General features: G+C 32.1%; 14 protein-coding genes. 8 read left to right on the top strand and 6 right to left on the bottom strand.

What is annotated here, in order from left to right; genetic code table 11:
• Positions 1 to 51: 51 nt before the first annotated feature.
• From FH779_RS05870 to FH779_RS05885, 4 genes are all read left to right on the top strand, one after another.
• On the top strand, positions 52 to 786 hold the full coding sequence (locus FH779_RS05870; protein ID WP_180906357.1) for a lysophospholipid acyltransferase family protein: 735 nt from the start codon (positions 52 to 54) through the stop codon (positions 784 to 786).
• A 9-nt stretch (positions 787 to 795) separates the two neighbouring features.
• On the top strand, positions 796 to 1,797 hold the full coding sequence (locus tag FH779_RS05875) for an acyl-ACP desaturase (protein ID WP_038333672.1): 1,002 nt from the start codon (positions 796 to 798) through the stop codon (positions 1,795 to 1,797).
• A 102-nt stretch (positions 1,798 to 1,899) separates the two neighbouring features.
• Positions 1,900 to 3,237, top strand: a complete 1,338-nt coding sequence (locus tag FH779_RS05880) for a cytochrome ubiquinol oxidase subunit I (protein WP_180906358.1) — start codon at positions 1,900 to 1,902, stop codon at positions 3,235 to 3,237.
• A gap of 2 nt (positions 3,238 to 3,239) precedes the next feature.
• On the top strand, positions 3,240 to 4,247 hold the full coding sequence (locus FH779_RS05885) for a cytochrome d ubiquinol oxidase subunit II (RefSeq protein ID WP_038333674.1): 1,008 nt from the start codon (positions 3,240 to 3,242) through the stop codon (positions 4,245 to 4,247).
• A gap of 372 nt (positions 4,248 to 4,619) precedes the next feature.
• Here the strand turns inward: FH779_RS05885 and FH779_RS05890 are convergent, their stop codons facing one another.
• Positions 4,620 to 5,864: a GTP-binding protein gene (locus FH779_RS05890; protein WP_180906359.1), complete on the bottom strand. Its 1,245-nt coding sequence runs from the start codon at positions 5,862 to 5,864 to the stop codon at positions 4,620 to 4,622.
• Positions 5,865 to 6,130: 266 nt separating this feature from the next.
• On the opposite strand from FH779_RS05890, the gene FH779_RS05895 reads away from it, so the two are divergent.
• Positions 6,131 to 7,252 (top strand): metallophosphoesterase, encoded by a 1,122-nt coding sequence (locus FH779_RS05895; RefSeq protein ID WP_317169019.1) that lies wholly within the window; start codon positions 6,131 to 6,133, stop codon positions 7,250 to 7,252.
• Positions 7,253 to 7,354: 102 nt separating this feature from the next.
• Positions 7,355 to 7,672: a GNAT family N-acetyltransferase gene (locus FH779_RS05900; RefSeq protein WP_180906361.1), complete on the top strand. Its 318-nt coding sequence runs from the start codon at positions 7,355 to 7,357 to the stop codon at positions 7,670 to 7,672.
• 82 nt (positions 7,673 to 7,754) lie between these two features.
• Here FH779_RS05900 and FH779_RS05905 read toward each other — a convergent pair whose 3' ends face one another.
• Together FH779_RS05905 and FH779_RS05910 are read right to left on the bottom strand one after the other, a co-directional pair.
• The gene (locus tag FH779_RS05905) at positions 7,755 to 9,023 is read right to left on the bottom strand and encodes a dicarboxylate/amino acid:cation symporter (protein WP_180906362.1); all 1,269 of its coding nucleotides are present in this window, start codon (positions 9,021 to 9,023) and stop codon (positions 7,755 to 7,757) included.
• Between the two features lie 138 nt (positions 9,024 to 9,161).
• Positions 9,162 to 11,849: a PD-(D/E)XK nuclease family protein gene (locus tag FH779_RS05910; RefSeq protein ID WP_180906363.1), complete on the bottom strand. Its 2,688-nt coding sequence runs from the start codon at positions 11,847 to 11,849 to the stop codon at positions 9,162 to 9,164.
• Between the two features lie 123 nt (positions 11,850 to 11,972).
• Here FH779_RS05910 and FH779_RS05915 point away from each other — a divergent pair, with 123 nt between their 5' ends.
• Complete coding sequence (locus tag FH779_RS05915) at positions 11,973 to 12,641, top strand: CheR family methyltransferase (protein ID WP_180906364.1); 669 nt, start codon at positions 11,973 to 11,975, stop codon at positions 12,639 to 12,641.
• A 52-nt stretch (positions 12,642 to 12,693) separates the two neighbouring features.
• Here FH779_RS05915 and kbl read toward each other — a convergent pair whose 3' ends face one another.
• The gene (kbl, locus tag FH779_RS05920) at positions 12,694 to 13,893 is read right to left on the bottom strand and encodes a glycine C-acetyltransferase (protein WP_114999975.1); all 1,200 of its coding nucleotides are present in this window, start codon (positions 13,891 to 13,893) and stop codon (positions 12,694 to 12,696) included.
• A 95-nt stretch (positions 13,894 to 13,988) separates the two neighbouring features.
• Here kbl and FH779_RS05925 point away from each other — a divergent pair, with 95 nt between their 5' ends.
• Positions 13,989 to 14,861 carry a GNAT family N-acetyltransferase gene (locus FH779_RS05925; RefSeq protein ID WP_244958030.1) on the top strand — a complete coding sequence of 291 codons (873 nt, stop codon included), beginning with the start codon at positions 13,989 to 13,991 and terminating at the stop codon, positions 14,859 to 14,861.
• 296 nt (positions 14,862 to 15,157) lie between these two features.
• Here FH779_RS05925 and FH779_RS05930 read toward each other — a convergent pair whose 3' ends face one another.
• Together FH779_RS05930 and FH779_RS05935 are read right to left on the bottom strand one after the other, a co-directional pair.
• Complete coding sequence (locus tag FH779_RS05930) at positions 15,158 to 16,090, bottom strand: polyprenyl synthetase family protein (RefSeq protein WP_180906365.1); 933 nt, start codon at positions 16,088 to 16,090, stop codon at positions 15,158 to 15,160.
• A gap of 56 nt (positions 16,091 to 16,146) precedes the next feature.
• Positions 16,147 to 17,100, bottom strand: a complete 954-nt coding sequence (locus FH779_RS05935; protein ID WP_125350211.1) for a hypothetical protein — start codon at positions 17,098 to 17,100, stop codon at positions 16,147 to 16,149.
• Between the last annotated feature and the right edge of the window lie 9 nt (positions 17,101 to 17,109).

Raw genomic sequence — 17,109 nt, forward strand, 5'->3', positions numbered from 1 at the left:
ATATATTATGCTTAGCATAATTTTTTATTAAATTTGTCTAAATTTCTAATGTTGAAGAAAATTTTAAGTTATCCGTTATCTATAATCTTTTATATTTTTTATGGATTAACGTTGTTGGTAATGCATGTTGTGCAATGGTTGTGCTACAATTTGGGAGGTTATGCTGCTCATCACAAAAGTGTAAAAGTGATGAATGGTCTTTTGGTTTTTTGGACAAGAATTTTGGGTACAACATATACCTATAAGGGACACGAAAATTTGATACAAAATGTACCATTAATTTTTGTGAGTAATCACCAAAGTATGTATGATATTTCTCCGTTGGAATATGATTTGGCTGATTATCATCCAAAGTTTATTTCGAAAATAGAATTAGGAAAAGGAATTCCGAGTGTATCGTACAATTTAACACATGGAGGTTCTGCATTAATCGATCGTAAGAACGGAAAACAAGCAATAGAAGAAATAAAAAAATTAGCGCAATACATTCAGAAAAATAATTATTCAGCCATTATTTTTCCAGAAGGTACAAGAAGCAAAAATGGAGTACCAAAGGCTTTCAAAGAAAATGGATTGAAAGTTTTGACGAAATATGCTAAAGACGCTTATGTTGTTCCAGTTACGCTAAATAATACGTGGGAAATAGAAAAGTGGGGTAAATTCCCGATGTATTTGGGCGCGAAAGTAACGATACAATACCATAAACCCTTAAAAGTGAGTGACTATAAGTTTGATGAAATATTCGAGCTTACCGAAAAAACTGTAAAAAGTAGTATAACCGCATAAAATAATTATATGTCAATAAAAAATGTTCGCCTGGAAGTAATGCAATTTCTTGAGAAAGATATTGATGCTTATATGGACAAATTCTTAGTTCCAGCCGATAAAATTTGGCAACCAACAGATTTTTTACCGAATTCTCAAACAGATTCTTTTTTTGACGAAATCAAAGAATTACAAGAGCTTTCGAAAGATTTGCCAGATGATTTCTGGATTACATTGATTGGAGATACCATTACCGAAGAAGCTTTGCCAACCTACGAATCTTGGTTGATGCAGATGGATGGAGTAGTAGATGAAGAAGGGAATTACCTAGAAAATGGTTGGGCAAAATGGATTCGCCATTGGACTGGAGAAGAAAATCGTCACGGTGATGTTTTGAATAAATTTTTGTATTTATCAGGACGTATCAATATGCGCGAGGTTGAAGTAACAACGCAGCATTTGATAAATGACGGATTTGATATTGGAACAGCACACGATCCTTATAAAAACTTTGTTTACACAAGTTTCCAAGAATTAGCAACATATGTATCGCATAATAATGTATCAGCAATTGCAAAAAAATACGGAGCGAAAAAATTATCGCGTATGTGTAAAATTATTGCAGGAGATGAAATGCGTCACCATTTAGCTTACACAGAGTTCGTTCGTCGTATTTTCGAAGCTGATCCTTCAGAAATGATGTTAGCTGTTCAACATATGTTCAAACTTAAAATTGTAATGCCAGCACATTTCTTAAGAGCTTCTGGAGAAGAAAGAGGAACTTTGTTTGATGCGTTTTCTGATGCAGCGCAACGTATTGGTGTGTACACAGCATTTGATTACATCGATATTATGCGAAAATTAATTGAAGCTTGGCAATTGGATAAAATCTCTGGGTTGAATGCCGAGGCTGAAAAAGCAAGAGATTACATTATGAAATTCCCAGATAGAATGGATAGAATTTCGCAACGTATTGTGATTCCTGAAGATGGACCACAATTCAAATGGTTATTACCAGCTACGTCTAAATAGATTATTATAATCAAAATCATATAAAAAAGAGGCAATTCAAAATAGAATTGCCTCTTTTTATTTAGTAACTTTAACCAACAAACAAATTATAAACAATTACTTATGGACGATTTTATTGCTGCCAGAAGTCAAATGGCGATGTCGCTTGCCTTTCACATTGTTTTTTCGTGTGTTGGAATGGTGATGCCTTTTATGATGGCAATTGCTCACTACAAATACCTCAAAACTAAAAACGAAATTTACAAAGGGTTAACCAAAGCTTGGAGTAAGGGAGTTGCGATTTTATTTGCTACGGGAGCAGTTTCTGGTACAATGCTTTCGTTTGAGTTAGGATTATTGTTTCCTAAATTTATGGAACACGCTGGACCAATTTTCGGAATGCCATTTTCGTTAGAAGGAACAGCTTTTTTTATTGAAGCAATTGCTTTAGGGTTTTTCCTTTATGGTTGGGACAAATTCAATAAATGGTTTCATTGGATTTGTGGTGTAATTGTAGGAATTAGCGGTTTAGCTTCAGGAATTTTGGTTGTTGCAGCAAATGCTTGGATGAATTCTCCGTCAGGTTTCGATTTTGTAAATGGCGAATATCTTAACATAGATCCTGTAAAAGCTATGTTCAACGATGCGTGGTTTTCACAAGCATTGCACATGACAATTGCAGCTTTTTGTGCGACTGGATTTGCGGTTGCGGGTTTACATGCTTATCTTATTTTGAAAGGTAAGAATGTAAATTTTCATCGCGAAGCATTCAAAATTAGTTCTGTTTTAGCAATTACAGCAGCAATGTTAGCACCTTTGAGTGGTGATATTTCAGCGAAAGATGTAGCAAAACGTCAACCGATTAAATTGGCTGCGATGGAAGCGCATTTCAAAACAGAAGAAAGTGCTTCATTTGTTTTGGGAGGAATTGTGGACGAATCAAAAGAGGAAATTAAATACGCAATAAAAGTTCCAGGTGTGTTGAGTTTCTTGGTTCATTCAGATTTCAAAACGCCTGTAAAAGGATTGGAAGAATTTCCGAAAGATGAGTGGCCGCCTGTGGCAGTTGTACACTATGCTTTTCAGATTATGATAACATTCGGAATGTTGATGATGGGAATAGCTGTGATTTATTTGATTGCGCAATTTTTTAAGAAAGATTGGCGAACAAAACGCTGGTTTTATAAATTGTTTATGATTGCGACACCTTTTGGATATATCGCTTTAGAAGCAGGTTGGACGGTAACAGAAGTTGGTCGTCAACCGTGGATTATTTACGGAATTATGCGAACGGTAGATTCCATCACGCCAATGCCAGGAATCCAATATTCGTTTTACATTTTCACGTTTGTATTCATCACATTGTCCATTATTTTGGTGTTCTTAATGAATCGACAAATACAAATGGTTGCGAAGCTTTATGATCCAGAAGATCCAAATTATAAACCAGAAAAACATTAAGTATGATTTACGTAGTAATAGCATTTTTGTGGGTTGCCATCTGTTTATATTTAATTTTAGGTGGAGCAGATTTCGGTGCTGGAATTGTCGAATTATTCTCTGAAAAGAGTTACAAAAAACGTACGCAGAAGATTATGTACAATTCGATTGGACCAATTTGGGAAGCAAATCATATGTGGTTAATTATTGCCATTGTGATTTTGTTTGTCGGTTTTCCTAAGGTTTATGCAGATGTTTCTAATTATTTACATATTCCGTTGGTGATTATGTTGTTGGGAATCATAGCGCGTGGAACATCGTTTACGTTCAGAAATTATGATGCAATCAACGATAAATGGCACAATTTGTATGATGTCATTTTTACTTATTCAAGTGTTGTAACACCTTTGTTTTTGGGTATAATAGCAGGATCTATCGTTTCGGGAAGTATTGATGACAATGCACTTTCCTTTCAAGATGCGTATATATTTTCGTGGTTAAGTTGGTTTAATTTTTCGGTCGGAATTTTCACTGTTGTGATTTGTGCTTTCTTGGCTTCGGTTTATTCCATTCAAACTGTTAAAAACGAAGAAGATAAAGTGATTTTGAGAAAACGTGCTAAGATTTATACAGCTTTAATTTTTGTTGCTGGAGCATTGGTATTTGCTGTTTCACTTTGGAAAAACATTCCATTATTTAGTTGGATAACATCAGAAATTTACGGTTATATCGCAATCGCAATTGCTTCAATCTCGATTGTATTATTACTTTCTGCCTTAAATAAAGCGAAAGATTCTCTTTTGAAGGTTTATGCAGGAATAATTGTGATGATGATTTTGTTTGCAGCATCTTATTCACACTTTCCAAATTTAGTATTATTCAAAGATGGTTCAACATTATCTTTATTGAAAGATTATGGTGCAATGAGCACAATAAATATGTTAGCTTGGGCATTATTACTCGGTTCGATATTTATTTTACCATTTCTATTTTACTTGATTTATTCGTTCAATCAGAAGCAAAAAATATAAATATCCGTTCCAAATATTATTACAAACATACTTGTTTGTAATGTTTGTCAAGAAGATTTTATTACAAACATACTTGTTTATAATGTCTGTCAAGAGGATTTTATTACAAACATACTTGTTTATAATGTTCGTCAAGAAGATTTTATTACAAACATACTTGTTTGTAATGTCTGTCAAGAAGATTTTATTATAAACGCACTTGTTTGTAATCAACTGAGTCCTCGGGAAAGGATAAACATAGCTGTTTGTAATTAACCGAGCCTTAGAAAAGAACAAGTGAATTTGATAAATGAAATAAATCTATTTAAATTTTTAGAACAAGGATGATAAGAAAAAGAGCCTTACTTCAAATCGAAATAAGGCTCTTTTATTTTAATTATGTTTTGCTTGCCATTCTGCAATTTCTTGCTCATTTAGCAAACAAGAATTTAATTCTTGTGTAACTTTTTCTTTATCCAAACCTTGTCCAATAAAAACAAGTTCTATCATTCGATCTCCCCATTCTTTCGACCATTTTGCATCAATCGTTTTTTGATTAAATTGATACGCTGCAAACTGAATTCTTTCGTCATATGGCATCGAGCACCACCAAGCCCCCGCAGGATCAATTCGGATACTACCACCAGCTTGACTCAAGAATATAGCTTCATCAGGACGATTTGCTAACCAAAATAAACCTTTCGAACGGTAAATAGTTGCAGGGAAATTATCATTCAAATACGTTAAAAAACGTTCTGCATGAAATGGAATTTTTTGTCTGTAAACAAAAGAAGTCATTCCATATTTTTCTTCCAAATGATCGTGGTGTTCGTGCGTACAATGTTCACCACATTCGTGATCATGGTCGTGATGATGATGGTGATGTTCCTCTTTTTCTTGCTCTTCTAATAATTTTACCCAAGCATCCATATCCTGAATTTTCTCAAAATCGAATAGATTGGTGTTCAAAATTTCAGTTAATTCAACGTGAGAAAAACTTGCAGGAATTATTTTAGCAGAAGGATTTAATTTAGTCACAAACGCTTCAATATTCATCAACGTTTCTTCTTCAACCAAATCCATTTTATTTAGAATAATCACATTCGAAAATTCAATTTGATCGATTAAAAGATTCACAATCGGACGATTATCTTCTCTGTTTTCTGTAAAACCACGATCAAAAACATCTTCATCAGTTCCTAAATTTTTGAAGAAATTATAAGCGTCAACTACTGTTACCAACGTGTCTAAACGTGCAACTTTTGGCAAATCAATTTTACCATCAGGCGAAACAAAATCTAATGATTGCGCAATAGGACCTGGATCAGAAATACCAGAACTTTCGATAACCAAATAATCATATTTCCCTGATTGTGCTAACTTCTCGATTTCTACAATCAAATCCTCTCGTAATTCACAACAAACGCAACCATTACTCAATTCAACCAATTTTTCATCCGTTTGAATTAAATCATTTTCACGTGAAACCATTTGCGCATCAATATTTACCGCACCCATATCGTTTACGATAACTGCTACTTTTAGCCCTTTTTTGTTGTGTAATATATGATTAAGAAGTGTTGTTTTTCCGCTTCCAAGAAATCCAGAAAGTACCGTTACAGGTAGTCTATTTTTCATAATTTATGCTTAAAAATATGCTACAAAGTTACGTTTTTATCACGCAAATTTTTGTGTAGAATCATCTATAAATTTTATAATGTTCTGTTAAGAATTTAATAATGAATCACTGTTAAAAAGATTTCGTTTATTTTTGTTCAAAATCAAATAAAATAATGTTTGTTTATAGTGTTATCACGTCAATAATTATTTCAATAATACTTGAAATTTACCTGTATTTTAACTTTAAAAAATTCATTCAAAACAACTATATTCTTTTTGGGAATATGCTTTTGTGGTTACTTGTTTTGGGTAATTTTGGATATAATCTAATCTTTTTTGATCGTAATGTCGGTCAAACACAAATGACAATGTGGGCAACAGGTTTGTTTATGTTGTTTGGTTTTCCTCGAATTATTTTGGTTCTATTTTTCTTGATTCAAGATATTTTTAGAGGATTTGGTTGGCTATTTAATTGTGCAACAAATCATCCAACAAAAGAAGATTCTTATTTACCTTCTCGCCGAAAATTTGTGATGATTTCTGGATTAACAGTGGCTTCAATACCTTTTTTTAGTTTGATTTATGGAATGACTTTAGGAAAATATAATTTCAAAGTAATCAAGAAAAAATTAGCGTATCAACGTTTACCAAAATCGTTTGATGGTTTCAAGATTTTACATATTACAGATATTCATTCGGGAAGTTTGGATAATCGTGAAAAGATAGAATATGCAGTCGATTTAATCAATCAACAAGAGTTTGATATATTGTTGTTTACGGGAGATATTGTGAATAATTTTCATTGGGAAATGGATAAATGGTACGATGTTTTTTCGAAAATAAAACAAGCGCCACACGGAAATTTTGCAGTGTTAGGAAATCATGATTATGGTGAATATTCGGATTGGAAAACGGAGGAAGAAAAACAAGATAATTTCGAGAAAATCAAAGCGATTTTCCCTAAGATTGGAATGAAATTATTATTGAATGAAAACCGATTTATTACAAAGAATGGTGAAAAAATTGCGTTAATTGGCGTTCAGAATTGGGGAACACGATTTAAGAAATTAGGAGATATTGATGTAGCTTCGAATTATGTAAATGCAGAAGATTTTAAGATTGTGATGTCACATGATCCTTCGCATTGGAATGAAATTTTGAAGAATCATACCAAACATTTTGACTTGACTTTGTCTGGACATACGCACGGAATGCAGTTGGGAATTGAAGTTCCGAAAATTGGTTTGCGTTGGAGTCCTGCGCAATATGTATATCCGCAATGGGCAGGATTTTATGATTTTGAAGGAAAGATCATCAATGTGAATAGAGGTTTTGGTTATCATTTTTATCCTGGAAGAGTTGGGATTTGGCCAGAAATCACGTTAATAGAATTGAAATCAGTATAAAATAGTAGGAAATAGCAATCAAAATTTTTGGTTGCTTTTTTGATGTATATCAATTCTGAAAACAGATTTTTATCGGATTATTGTTATAAAAAAAGAAATAAAATGAATGAAGAATTAATTCCTTTACAGGTTCTAAAAAATGAATCAACTTCGCGCTTTGAGTTGAATGTTGATGGATACATCGCTTTTATAGATTATAAACAAGAAGATGATATCATTAAATTGATTCATACCGAAGTTCCTGAAGAATTAGGAGGAAGAGGCGTTGCGGCTGCTTTGGTAGAAAAAACATTGTTTTATTTGGAGGTACATAAAAATCCTTTGTTTCCGTATTGTCCTTATGTGTATGCCTACATCAAAAAGCATCCGGAATGGAAACGAATTGTTCATCCTAAATTTCCGAAATATAACGAATTGTAATCGGTTAACGAATGATATTATAACAAGAAATGCGACCTTTATTAGGTCGCATTTCTTGTTATATTTTTGAAAAGCAATTTATTTAAGCTTTGTGATGATCATCATCGTGTGTATATGTTTGCTCAATTGCGAGGTGTCCTTCCCATTTATCAACTGCAACAGTCGATAAAGCATTTCCAAGAACATTCGTCATCGAACGTGCCATATCACAGAAATGGTCGATTGGTAAAATCAATGCGATTCCTTCTGGTGGAATTCCAAACATCGAACAAGTTGCAACCACTACAATTAATGAAGCTCTTGGTACACCTGCAACACCTTTTGAAGTAAGCATTAAGACTAATAACATCAAAATTTGTTTCTCGATTGGCATGTGAATTCCATAAACTTGCGCGATAAATAGCGATGCGAACGTCATGTACATCATTGATCCATCTAAATTGAAGGAGTATCCAAGCGGTAAAGTAAACGAAATAATTTTCTTTTGAGCTCCAAATTTTTCTAATTCTTCAACTAATTTTGGGAATACAGCTTCTGATGAAGTTGTAGAGAAAGCAATTAGTAAAGGTGCTTTGATGTGTCTTAATAAGTCGATTACTCGTTTTCCTAAGATGAAATATCCAACCAAAATTAAAACAGCCCAAAGAAGCAAAATACCAATTACAAATGCAATTAAATATTTAACATAAAGTAAGAATATACCGAATCCGTACGTTGCAATAGCAGCAGAAATAGTTCCTAAAACTCCTAATGGCGCAGTCCACATTATATATCCAACCATGATTAAGACGATATGCGAAATTTTGTCTAACGCTTTCGTAATCATTTCTCCTTCTTTTCCGTAAGCTGCCATCGCGACACCAAAGAAAATAGAGAAAACAACGATTTGTAAGATTTCATTTGTTGCAAATGATTCAAAAACAGATTTAGGAATCATATGTGTAATGAAATGCTCTAATGTAAGCGAAGCTTGACCTTTTAATAAATCTTGAGCAGAACTTGAATCGATCTCAATGTTCAATCCTTCTCCAGGTTTCATTACATTGATAACAATAGCACCAATCACCAAAGAAGTAAGAGAAGCTGTGATAAACCACCCCATTGCACGTCCACCAACTCGTCCAACCATTTTCATATCACCCATTTTAGCAATACCAACTACTAAAGTTGAGAAAACTAAAGGCGCAATAATCATCTGAATAAGACGAATAAAAACAGTACCAAGAAGTTTTATGTTAGTCGAAAATGTTTTAATAAATTCTGGCGAGGTATTATAATGTACATATCCTCCAAGCGCAACCCCGATAAGAAGGGCAATAATAATAGCTATAAAAAGTTTATTGTTTTTCATTATGCGATTTTAAACTTTTCCAAAACTACTATTTTTTAGCAAATTATTAAGAATATAAATTGATTTATACACCAAATTAAATATAAAACCCTTTGTATGTAGTGTTTACAAAGGGTTTTCTTTATAGTGTATTGAGTACTATTCTGGTTGTTTGAACGGAATTTCTTGATTTAAAATCTCTTCGATTAATGTTGACATCGGTGCTGTAGAATTTTCGACAATCGAATAATCGATGGTGGTGTTTTTATCAACCGAAAGTTTAATTAATTCTTTATTTGGAAATTTGATTGGATAAATACACAATTCAATGTCTTTAGTTAAGTTTTCTTTGTCTGCATAAAATAAATGTGCGTAGAAAATTAATTGTAATTGTTTCGCTTTATCTTCTTTTTGGTAAACGGTTTCTATTTCTTCGGTTTTCACCGAAATATCTTTCGCATAACCAGTTTTGTAATCAATAATTCGGATTTGATTATTGACAGAATCAATTCGGTCAATTACCCCTTTCAGTTTTACAATTTTGCCATTTGTAAGTGCAAAATCAACTTCGTGCTTGCTTTCCAAAGCTCGAATTACAAATTCATTTTCCTTTGCTGTAGTCGTATCTTTAGACAAAACGCCATCTACAATTCGTTCTGCAATTTTATAAATCAAATAATTTGGACCTTTATCCAAATGTCCATCTTTATATTCTTTGCTAAAATGTTCTTGTAAGGTTTTATCTTTTATTTTTTCGATATTTTTGAAATCATTTTCATGCAAAATATGTCCAATATAAGGCGTATACAAATCCTCCAAAGCACCATGAACAATATTTCCTAATGTTCTTGCGCTTACAATTTCTTCGGCTTCTTCGACTTCATTTACATTAAAAACACGTTGCTCATAAAAATCTAACGGATTGCGTAAATAGGTCGAAAGTGAAGAAGGTGAAATTCCATATTCAGCCCAATTTTGAAGCTTTGCCATTGTTTCATCAGTTTTTGGAACAATGATTTCTTTCAAAGGTTTTGTGACAAAACTTGGTGCAGCAAAAGTTTCTTTCACTTCGTGATTACTTTCAAATTTGATTTGAGCTAAAAAGCGAGATTTTTCTCCAGAGCCCATTCCGTCAGCTTCGGTATCATACACGAAATAAGCATTTTTCGCACGCTGAATCAAACGATAAAAGTGATAAGCATAAATAGAATCATTTTCTGTAAAAGTATTCAATTTCATTTGTTTACGAATATCGTACGGAATAAATGTATTGTTTTGTCGTCCCAAAGGTAAAATTTCATCATTCACAGAAGTCATGATAATATTATCGAAATTCAATAAACGAGTTTCCAATAATCCCATCAATTGTAAACCTTTCAAAGGTTCTCCAATAAAGGAAATTGTCTCAGAAGAAACGATTTTATTGTATAATAAAAACAAGGTTCTATAATCTTTGATATCATCAACACTCAACAAATTTTCATGCAATTGATTGAAAACTTTTTTGAAAAAGAATAAATATTCTTTCATCAACAAATCGTTCATCGAAGGATGATGCAATAAATCGTCTGTCCAATTTTTTAGATGATGAATAAATTCAGTGATACTTTTCGGAATATGAAAAATAGATTTAAAGATTGATTCTCCTAACGAATTCTGAATCGAATTTTGAGAATTAAATATTCTATTTTGTAATCGAATATCTCCAATTAATTTTCGACTTTCTTCTGTGCTAAAAAGAGATAATGTTTTATTTTCAAGAATTTGTAAGACATTTTTGAAATAAAACATGGTCCCTTTTCCTAACTTCTCCCGATTCATTTGCAACTCAAAAATTGATTTGAAAAACTGCGCTAATGGAACCGAACGCAAGGGAATTCCCATCGAAATATTAAGGTGCGTGATATTTTCGGGCAATGAATTAAGAATTGAAGGTAAAATAGATTCATCAGCCAAAATCAAAGCCGTATTTTTTATTTCATCTTCGTTGAGATTTCTAATTAAATCTGCAATATATTTTGCTTGTCCAACTTGCTTTGCAACACCAATTGTTTGCAAATTTTTTGGCTTCGAAAATTCATCAACCACCCAATTTATCGGTTTTATTTTCTCTTTATATTTTCGAAGAAAAGAACCCGCTTCTTGATTAGGATTTTCGTAATAATATTTATCCGCATCAAAATATAAAGTGGCTAGATTCTCTTTTTCTAAACGAAAAATAAGCGCTTGTTCTGCTTTTGTTAAGGCATTAAATCCAGCAAAAACATAATGTGAAGTTCTATTTTCAACAATTTCTTCAACTTTTTCGCTCGCAATTCTGAAAACCATTCCAGCATAACCTTCTTTTGAATCCAACAGATCTTGTTGCAATTGAAAATATAATTTTGAAACAATTCCCCAAAAAGTTAAGTGATTTTGAATGATTTCATTTTTTCCAATCTCAATTTTTCCATCTCCCCATTGACTAATTCGTTCCACTGAAACCAAATAGTCTAAAACTTTATGCGCAGGTTGCAAAGAAGCATCGATATCATCGAAATCTTTCAAAACAGTTGGTCCCCATTTGATAAAATCTTCGAAAGAATCAGGTTTGTCAACGATTTTTTTATAAGCTTGATACGCTTTGAACCATAGATTAATTCCAGAAATAATTTCTAAACCAGAAAGTTCGCTCATCAATTCTTCAATACTTTTCATTTGTGGAAGAATGATATTTTGCGCTTGACGCTGAAATTCTTGTTTGAAGAATAACATGGGACGTTTTCCTGGTAAAACTAAAGTGGTGTTGATAAAGTTTTTTTGATTTTGGACTAAATCTTTTACAACATTTTCTATGAATTGAGCCATTTTGAAATTTTCTTTCGTTGAGTTGTTGTAAAAGTAAGGATTTTGAGAGACAATTTGTGGCGTTTAAAAATTTATATACTTTGAAGAATTTGATTACTTTTATACTAACCAATCTAGAAAATAATGCTAATTGAAGAATCAATTTGGATCGGAGAAAAAATAAATAATTTATCATCAAATTCATATCCAATTTTAAATGTAGGTAGTTCTACAAAAGAATACAGAACGAACCGACAAAGTCATATTCAGAAAAATATATTCAGTTTAGTTCCAAATGAAGCTGAAAATGTAATTCATCTAGATATGAAATCTGCTGATGGAGTAGATTTGGTAGGAGATTTATATGATTTAGCTTTTTTAGAGGAAGTTAAAAAATATAAAGTGAAATGTATTTTGTTCAATAATGTGTTGATGTATATCGATCAAGAACAACGAAAAAAGCTTTGTAAAATATTGTATGAAATTTTGGAGAAAGATGGTTATTTAATTGTAACTAATTCTTTTATTTTTCCGCCAGCTCCAGATCCGGTAGAGAGTTACTATAGACCAAATCCATCTAAATTATATCAAGATTTATTTCAAAATTTTGAATTGGAAGATGCTAGAGAAATTACAACAGGATATAGTTTTTATCAACAATTGAAGGATAAACCAAGGTTAATTCCGATTAAATTAATACGAATTTTTCTTCCTTTTTATAAATTCCAAGATTGGAGATTTATGATGAAGTATTATTTGAAATATTTTAAGCGAAATTATTCTGCTTCTTGTTTACTGTTACAAAAGAAATAAAAAAAAGCCGTTTCGAAATATGAAACGGCTTGTATATAAAGATTGAGGATTCTTACTTAATCACTCCTAATTCTTTACCAACTTTTGTAAAAGCAGCAATTGTATGATCTAATTGCTCTTTTGTATGTGCAGCAGATAATTGTACACGAATACGTGCTTTATCACGAGGAACAACAGGGAAAAAGAATCCGATTACATAAACACCTTCATCTAATAATTTGTCAGCCATTACTTGAGATAATTTTGCATCATACAACATAACAGGTACAATTGCAGCATCACCTTCTGGAATATCAAAACCAGCAGCAACCATCTCTTTGCGGAAATATTCAGCATTCCACATTACTTTATCACGTAAAGTTGTATCATTTTCTAACATTTCTAACACTTGTAAAGCAGCACCAACAATTCCAGGAGCTAAAGAGTTAGAGAATAAATATGGACGAGATTTTTGACGTAACATTTCGATTACTTCTTTTTTACCAGAAGTAAATCCACCCATTGCACCACCTAAAGCTTTTCCTAAAGTAGATGTAATGATGTCTACACGTCCCATTACTTCGTTGTGCTCATGTGTTCCACGTCCAGTTTTTCCAATAAAACCAGTTGCGTGAGAATCATCAACCATTACCAAAGCATCGTATTTATCAGCTAAATCACAAACACCTTTTAAGTCTGCAACGATACCATCCATAGAGAAAACTCCGTCTGTTACAATAATTTTGAAACGATGATTTTTTTCTGAAGCTACAATTAATTGAGCCTCTAAATCAGCCATATTATTGTTTTTATAACGATAACGAGCAGCTTTACATAAACGAACACCATCAATAATAGAAGCGTGGTTTAATTCATCAGAAATAATAGCATCTTCTTCTGTAAACAAAGGCTCAAAAACACCACCATTTGCGTCAAAAGCAGCAGCATATAAAATCGTATCTTCCATTCCTAAGAAATTAGCGATTTTTTTCTCTAATTGTTTGTGTACATCTTGCGTACCACAAATAAAACGAACCGAAGACATTCCGTATCCGCGGTCATCTAACATTTTTTGAGAAGCTGAGATAACGTCTTTATTATCAGATAATCCTAAATAGTTGTTCGCACAAAAATTAAGTAATGTTTTACCATTTTCTAATGTAATTTCTGCACTTTGAGGAGAAGCAATGATGCGTTCTTTTTTGAATAATCCTTGTTCTTCTAAATCATTCAATTGCGTTTGTAAGTAGTTTTGAAATTTATCGCTATACATAATAAATCACTTTTTGTTTTGATATGTTTCATACAAATATAAATGTTTGCGGGCATATTTTTCGTATTTTTGTGAGATATAAAAATTTAAATTAAGTGGATTTTATTATATTATTTTTGTTCTCGGTACAATATTATTTTTTAGCTAAGTTTTTTAAGAAGAACAAAGTTAAAACAATTCTAAGTGTTATTGGAATGTATTTTTTTGGAATTGTTCTATTAGTATTTGCATTAGTGGCTCTTAAAGTAACTAGTATAATTGATATTGATATCATGAATCCTGTTGAATTGAGTAAGTCAAAATTTGTTTGGATTGGAGAAACAATTATTTTTCTATTTATTGGTGTTTTCTATTACTATCATCTTAAACGTAAATGGACAATGGAAATGTTTTCTGCAGATATCGAAAAGCGTAAAGATGAAATTCTACAAAATTTAGAAGTTAATCAAAAAATAAATCCAGTAAAATTGGACGTTTATCCTCATTTTCATACGGTTAATGAAAAAAATATTCATTTGGTTCAACCTTTAGCAAATGAGATTTGGAACGAATGTTACAAAGATTTATTATCCCAAGATCAAATCAATTATATGATTGATATGATGTATAATACTGACAAAGTAAACGAAGGAATTGCAAATGGAGATGTTTGGGAAATCCTGAAAATTGATAATGTTCCGTCTGGTTATTTGCATTACAAATTAGATGAAAATAATACTGTTTTCTTATCCAAAATTTACTTGAAAGAGTCTAATCAAACCAAAGGAATTGGACAATTGATGTTGAATAGAGTTGTAGATTATGCGAGAGAAAAAGGTGCAAAAGCTGTTCATTTAACAGTGAATAAACACAATGCGAAAGCAATTCGTTTTTATGAGAAAAATGGTTTCAAGAATATGGAATCAAAAACATTTGATATCGGAAATGGATATATTATGGATGATTATATTTATCAGAAATCCATTTAAAAATAAGGTTTTAATCAAAATATAAAGTCATTACGGTTTGTAATGGCTTTTTTTATGTTGTAAACAAAGTGTCTAGAACCAAGCTGACTTAATTCGTAATGTCGTGAGGTTGATTTAGTTTTTAAAGTGATGAGAAGCTGAATTCAATTCAGCTTGACATTTTCCGCTAATTTATTATTGAAAATAGATCTTAATTTATCGGAGTCATATTGAACTTGTTTCAATATCGCATCCAGAGCTTAGAACTGTTAATTCTTAATGTAAAACAAAAAGGACTTCAATTAGAAGTCCTTTTGTTATTTTTCTCTTTCGATAACGTATTTCACCATTGTTTCCAATGAATTTCGAAATTCACTTTCTGGGAATTCGTATAGTATATCTAAAGCCTCTTGGCTATATTGTTTCATCATTTTTTGCGTGTACTCAATTCCGCCGTGATCTTTTACATACTGAATAATTTCTCGTACACGTTTTTTGTCATTGTTGTAACGTTTTACCGAATTAATCAACCATTTTTTGTCTTTTTCATTCGCTGTATTGATTGAATAAATCAACGGTAACGTCATTTTTTGTTCTTTGATGTCAATTCCGACAGGCTTTCCAATTGCATTAGAAGTGGTATAATCAAACAAATCATCTTTAATCTGAAAGGCAATTCCAACCAATTCACCAAAACGATGCATTTTTTTCGCTACTTCTTCCGAACAACCAACAGAACGTGCTCCAGCCTCACAACAAGCTGCGATAAGCGTTGCCGTTTTCATTCGAATAATCTCGAAGTATACATCTTCTGTAATATCAAGTTTTCGCGCTTTTTCGATTTGCAATAATTCACCTTCCGAAATTTCCTGTATCGCAACCGAAACAACTTCAAGTAAATCAAAATCTTTGTTTTTAGTCGAAATAATTAAGGTCTTTGACAAAAAATAATCTCCCACCAAAATAGCTACTTTGTTCTTCCAAATCGCATTAAGTGAAAAGAAACCACGACGCAATGTACTATCATCCACTACATCATCGTGTACTAAAGTTGCGGTGTGAATAAGCTCGATAAAAGAAGCTGCACGATAGGTACGTTCTTGTACTTCGCCATTTAATTTTGCAGTTAAAAATACAAACATCGGACGCATTTGTTTTCCTTTTCTACGCACGATATAATTGGAAATACGGTCAAGAAGCGAAACATTACTCTTCATCGATTCGAAGAATTTCTGTTCAAACAATTTCATTTCCTCCGCGATCGGAGCTTTAATCAAATCTACCGTGTTACCCAAAATTTAGTTTTTTAATTCGTAAAATTATTGATGCAATGTACAACCTGTTTTGCATAGAATCCTTTATAATTAAATTCCTCTCCGCTAAAACAAATTTTGTTTTCGGTTGGCAAAACTGAAATACCTTCCAATTGTCCCAACTGTGTCGTGAAGCCCAAAGGTAAACTTATTTTTTTAACTTGAGAAGTGAAGAATAACTGATTGTTATCTTTTGGCAAATCGAACCAATTGATAAAAGTTAACGCTTCTTTTGTGTAGCCCAATAGATAAATTCCTTTGGTAGAACTATTTACATCAGCATCGATATAAGCAGCAGCTACAGCGTAATTTGTAGGAAAAGTTTCTAACTTTTTGGCTGCGTGTTTTTTAGAAGAGTCAATAGGAACAACATAATGAGACGTTGACATATTTGACCATTCTTTTGTAAAAATATGCAATTGATTTTGGTAGACAAAAAATGCTTCTGCGTCCCAATTTGTCGTCATATTTTTGAACTGAAAAGTTTCTTGTTCTGGATAATAAAATTCTATTTTTTCAGCTTTTAATTGCTGATAAGATTTTGAATAATCGATGTTTGATTTCTGGATAAAATAAATGGCTAAATCTTTTCGTTTGCCCAAATTATTTCCAAAATCTGCAAAATAAATTCGATTATCATCCGAAGACATTTCTTCCCAATCGATATTTGGAGCATTTGTGATGAAAATAGTATTGATAATTTTACCTGTTTTTGCATCAAAACGATACAATTCTGGTTTGGAATCAGAATCGTTTAAACCCCAAAAAGAAGCCACATTTTTATCTTCTTTTTCATATTCTAAAGTCGAAATTTCGTTCAAAGTAGGCGGTAAGTTGATACTTTCCATTTTATAATCATCAATAGAAATTGTATCGATGTTTTCTACTATTTGCGCGAAAGAGAATTTAGTCAGAATCAAAAATAAAAATATGGCTAAATATTTCATTTGATTATG

It is taken from the genome of Empedobacter falsenii, from assembly GCF_013488205.1.
GTDB classification, from domain to species: domain Bacteria; phylum Bacteroidota; class Bacteroidia; order Flavobacteriales; family Weeksellaceae; genus Empedobacter; species Empedobacter falsenii_C.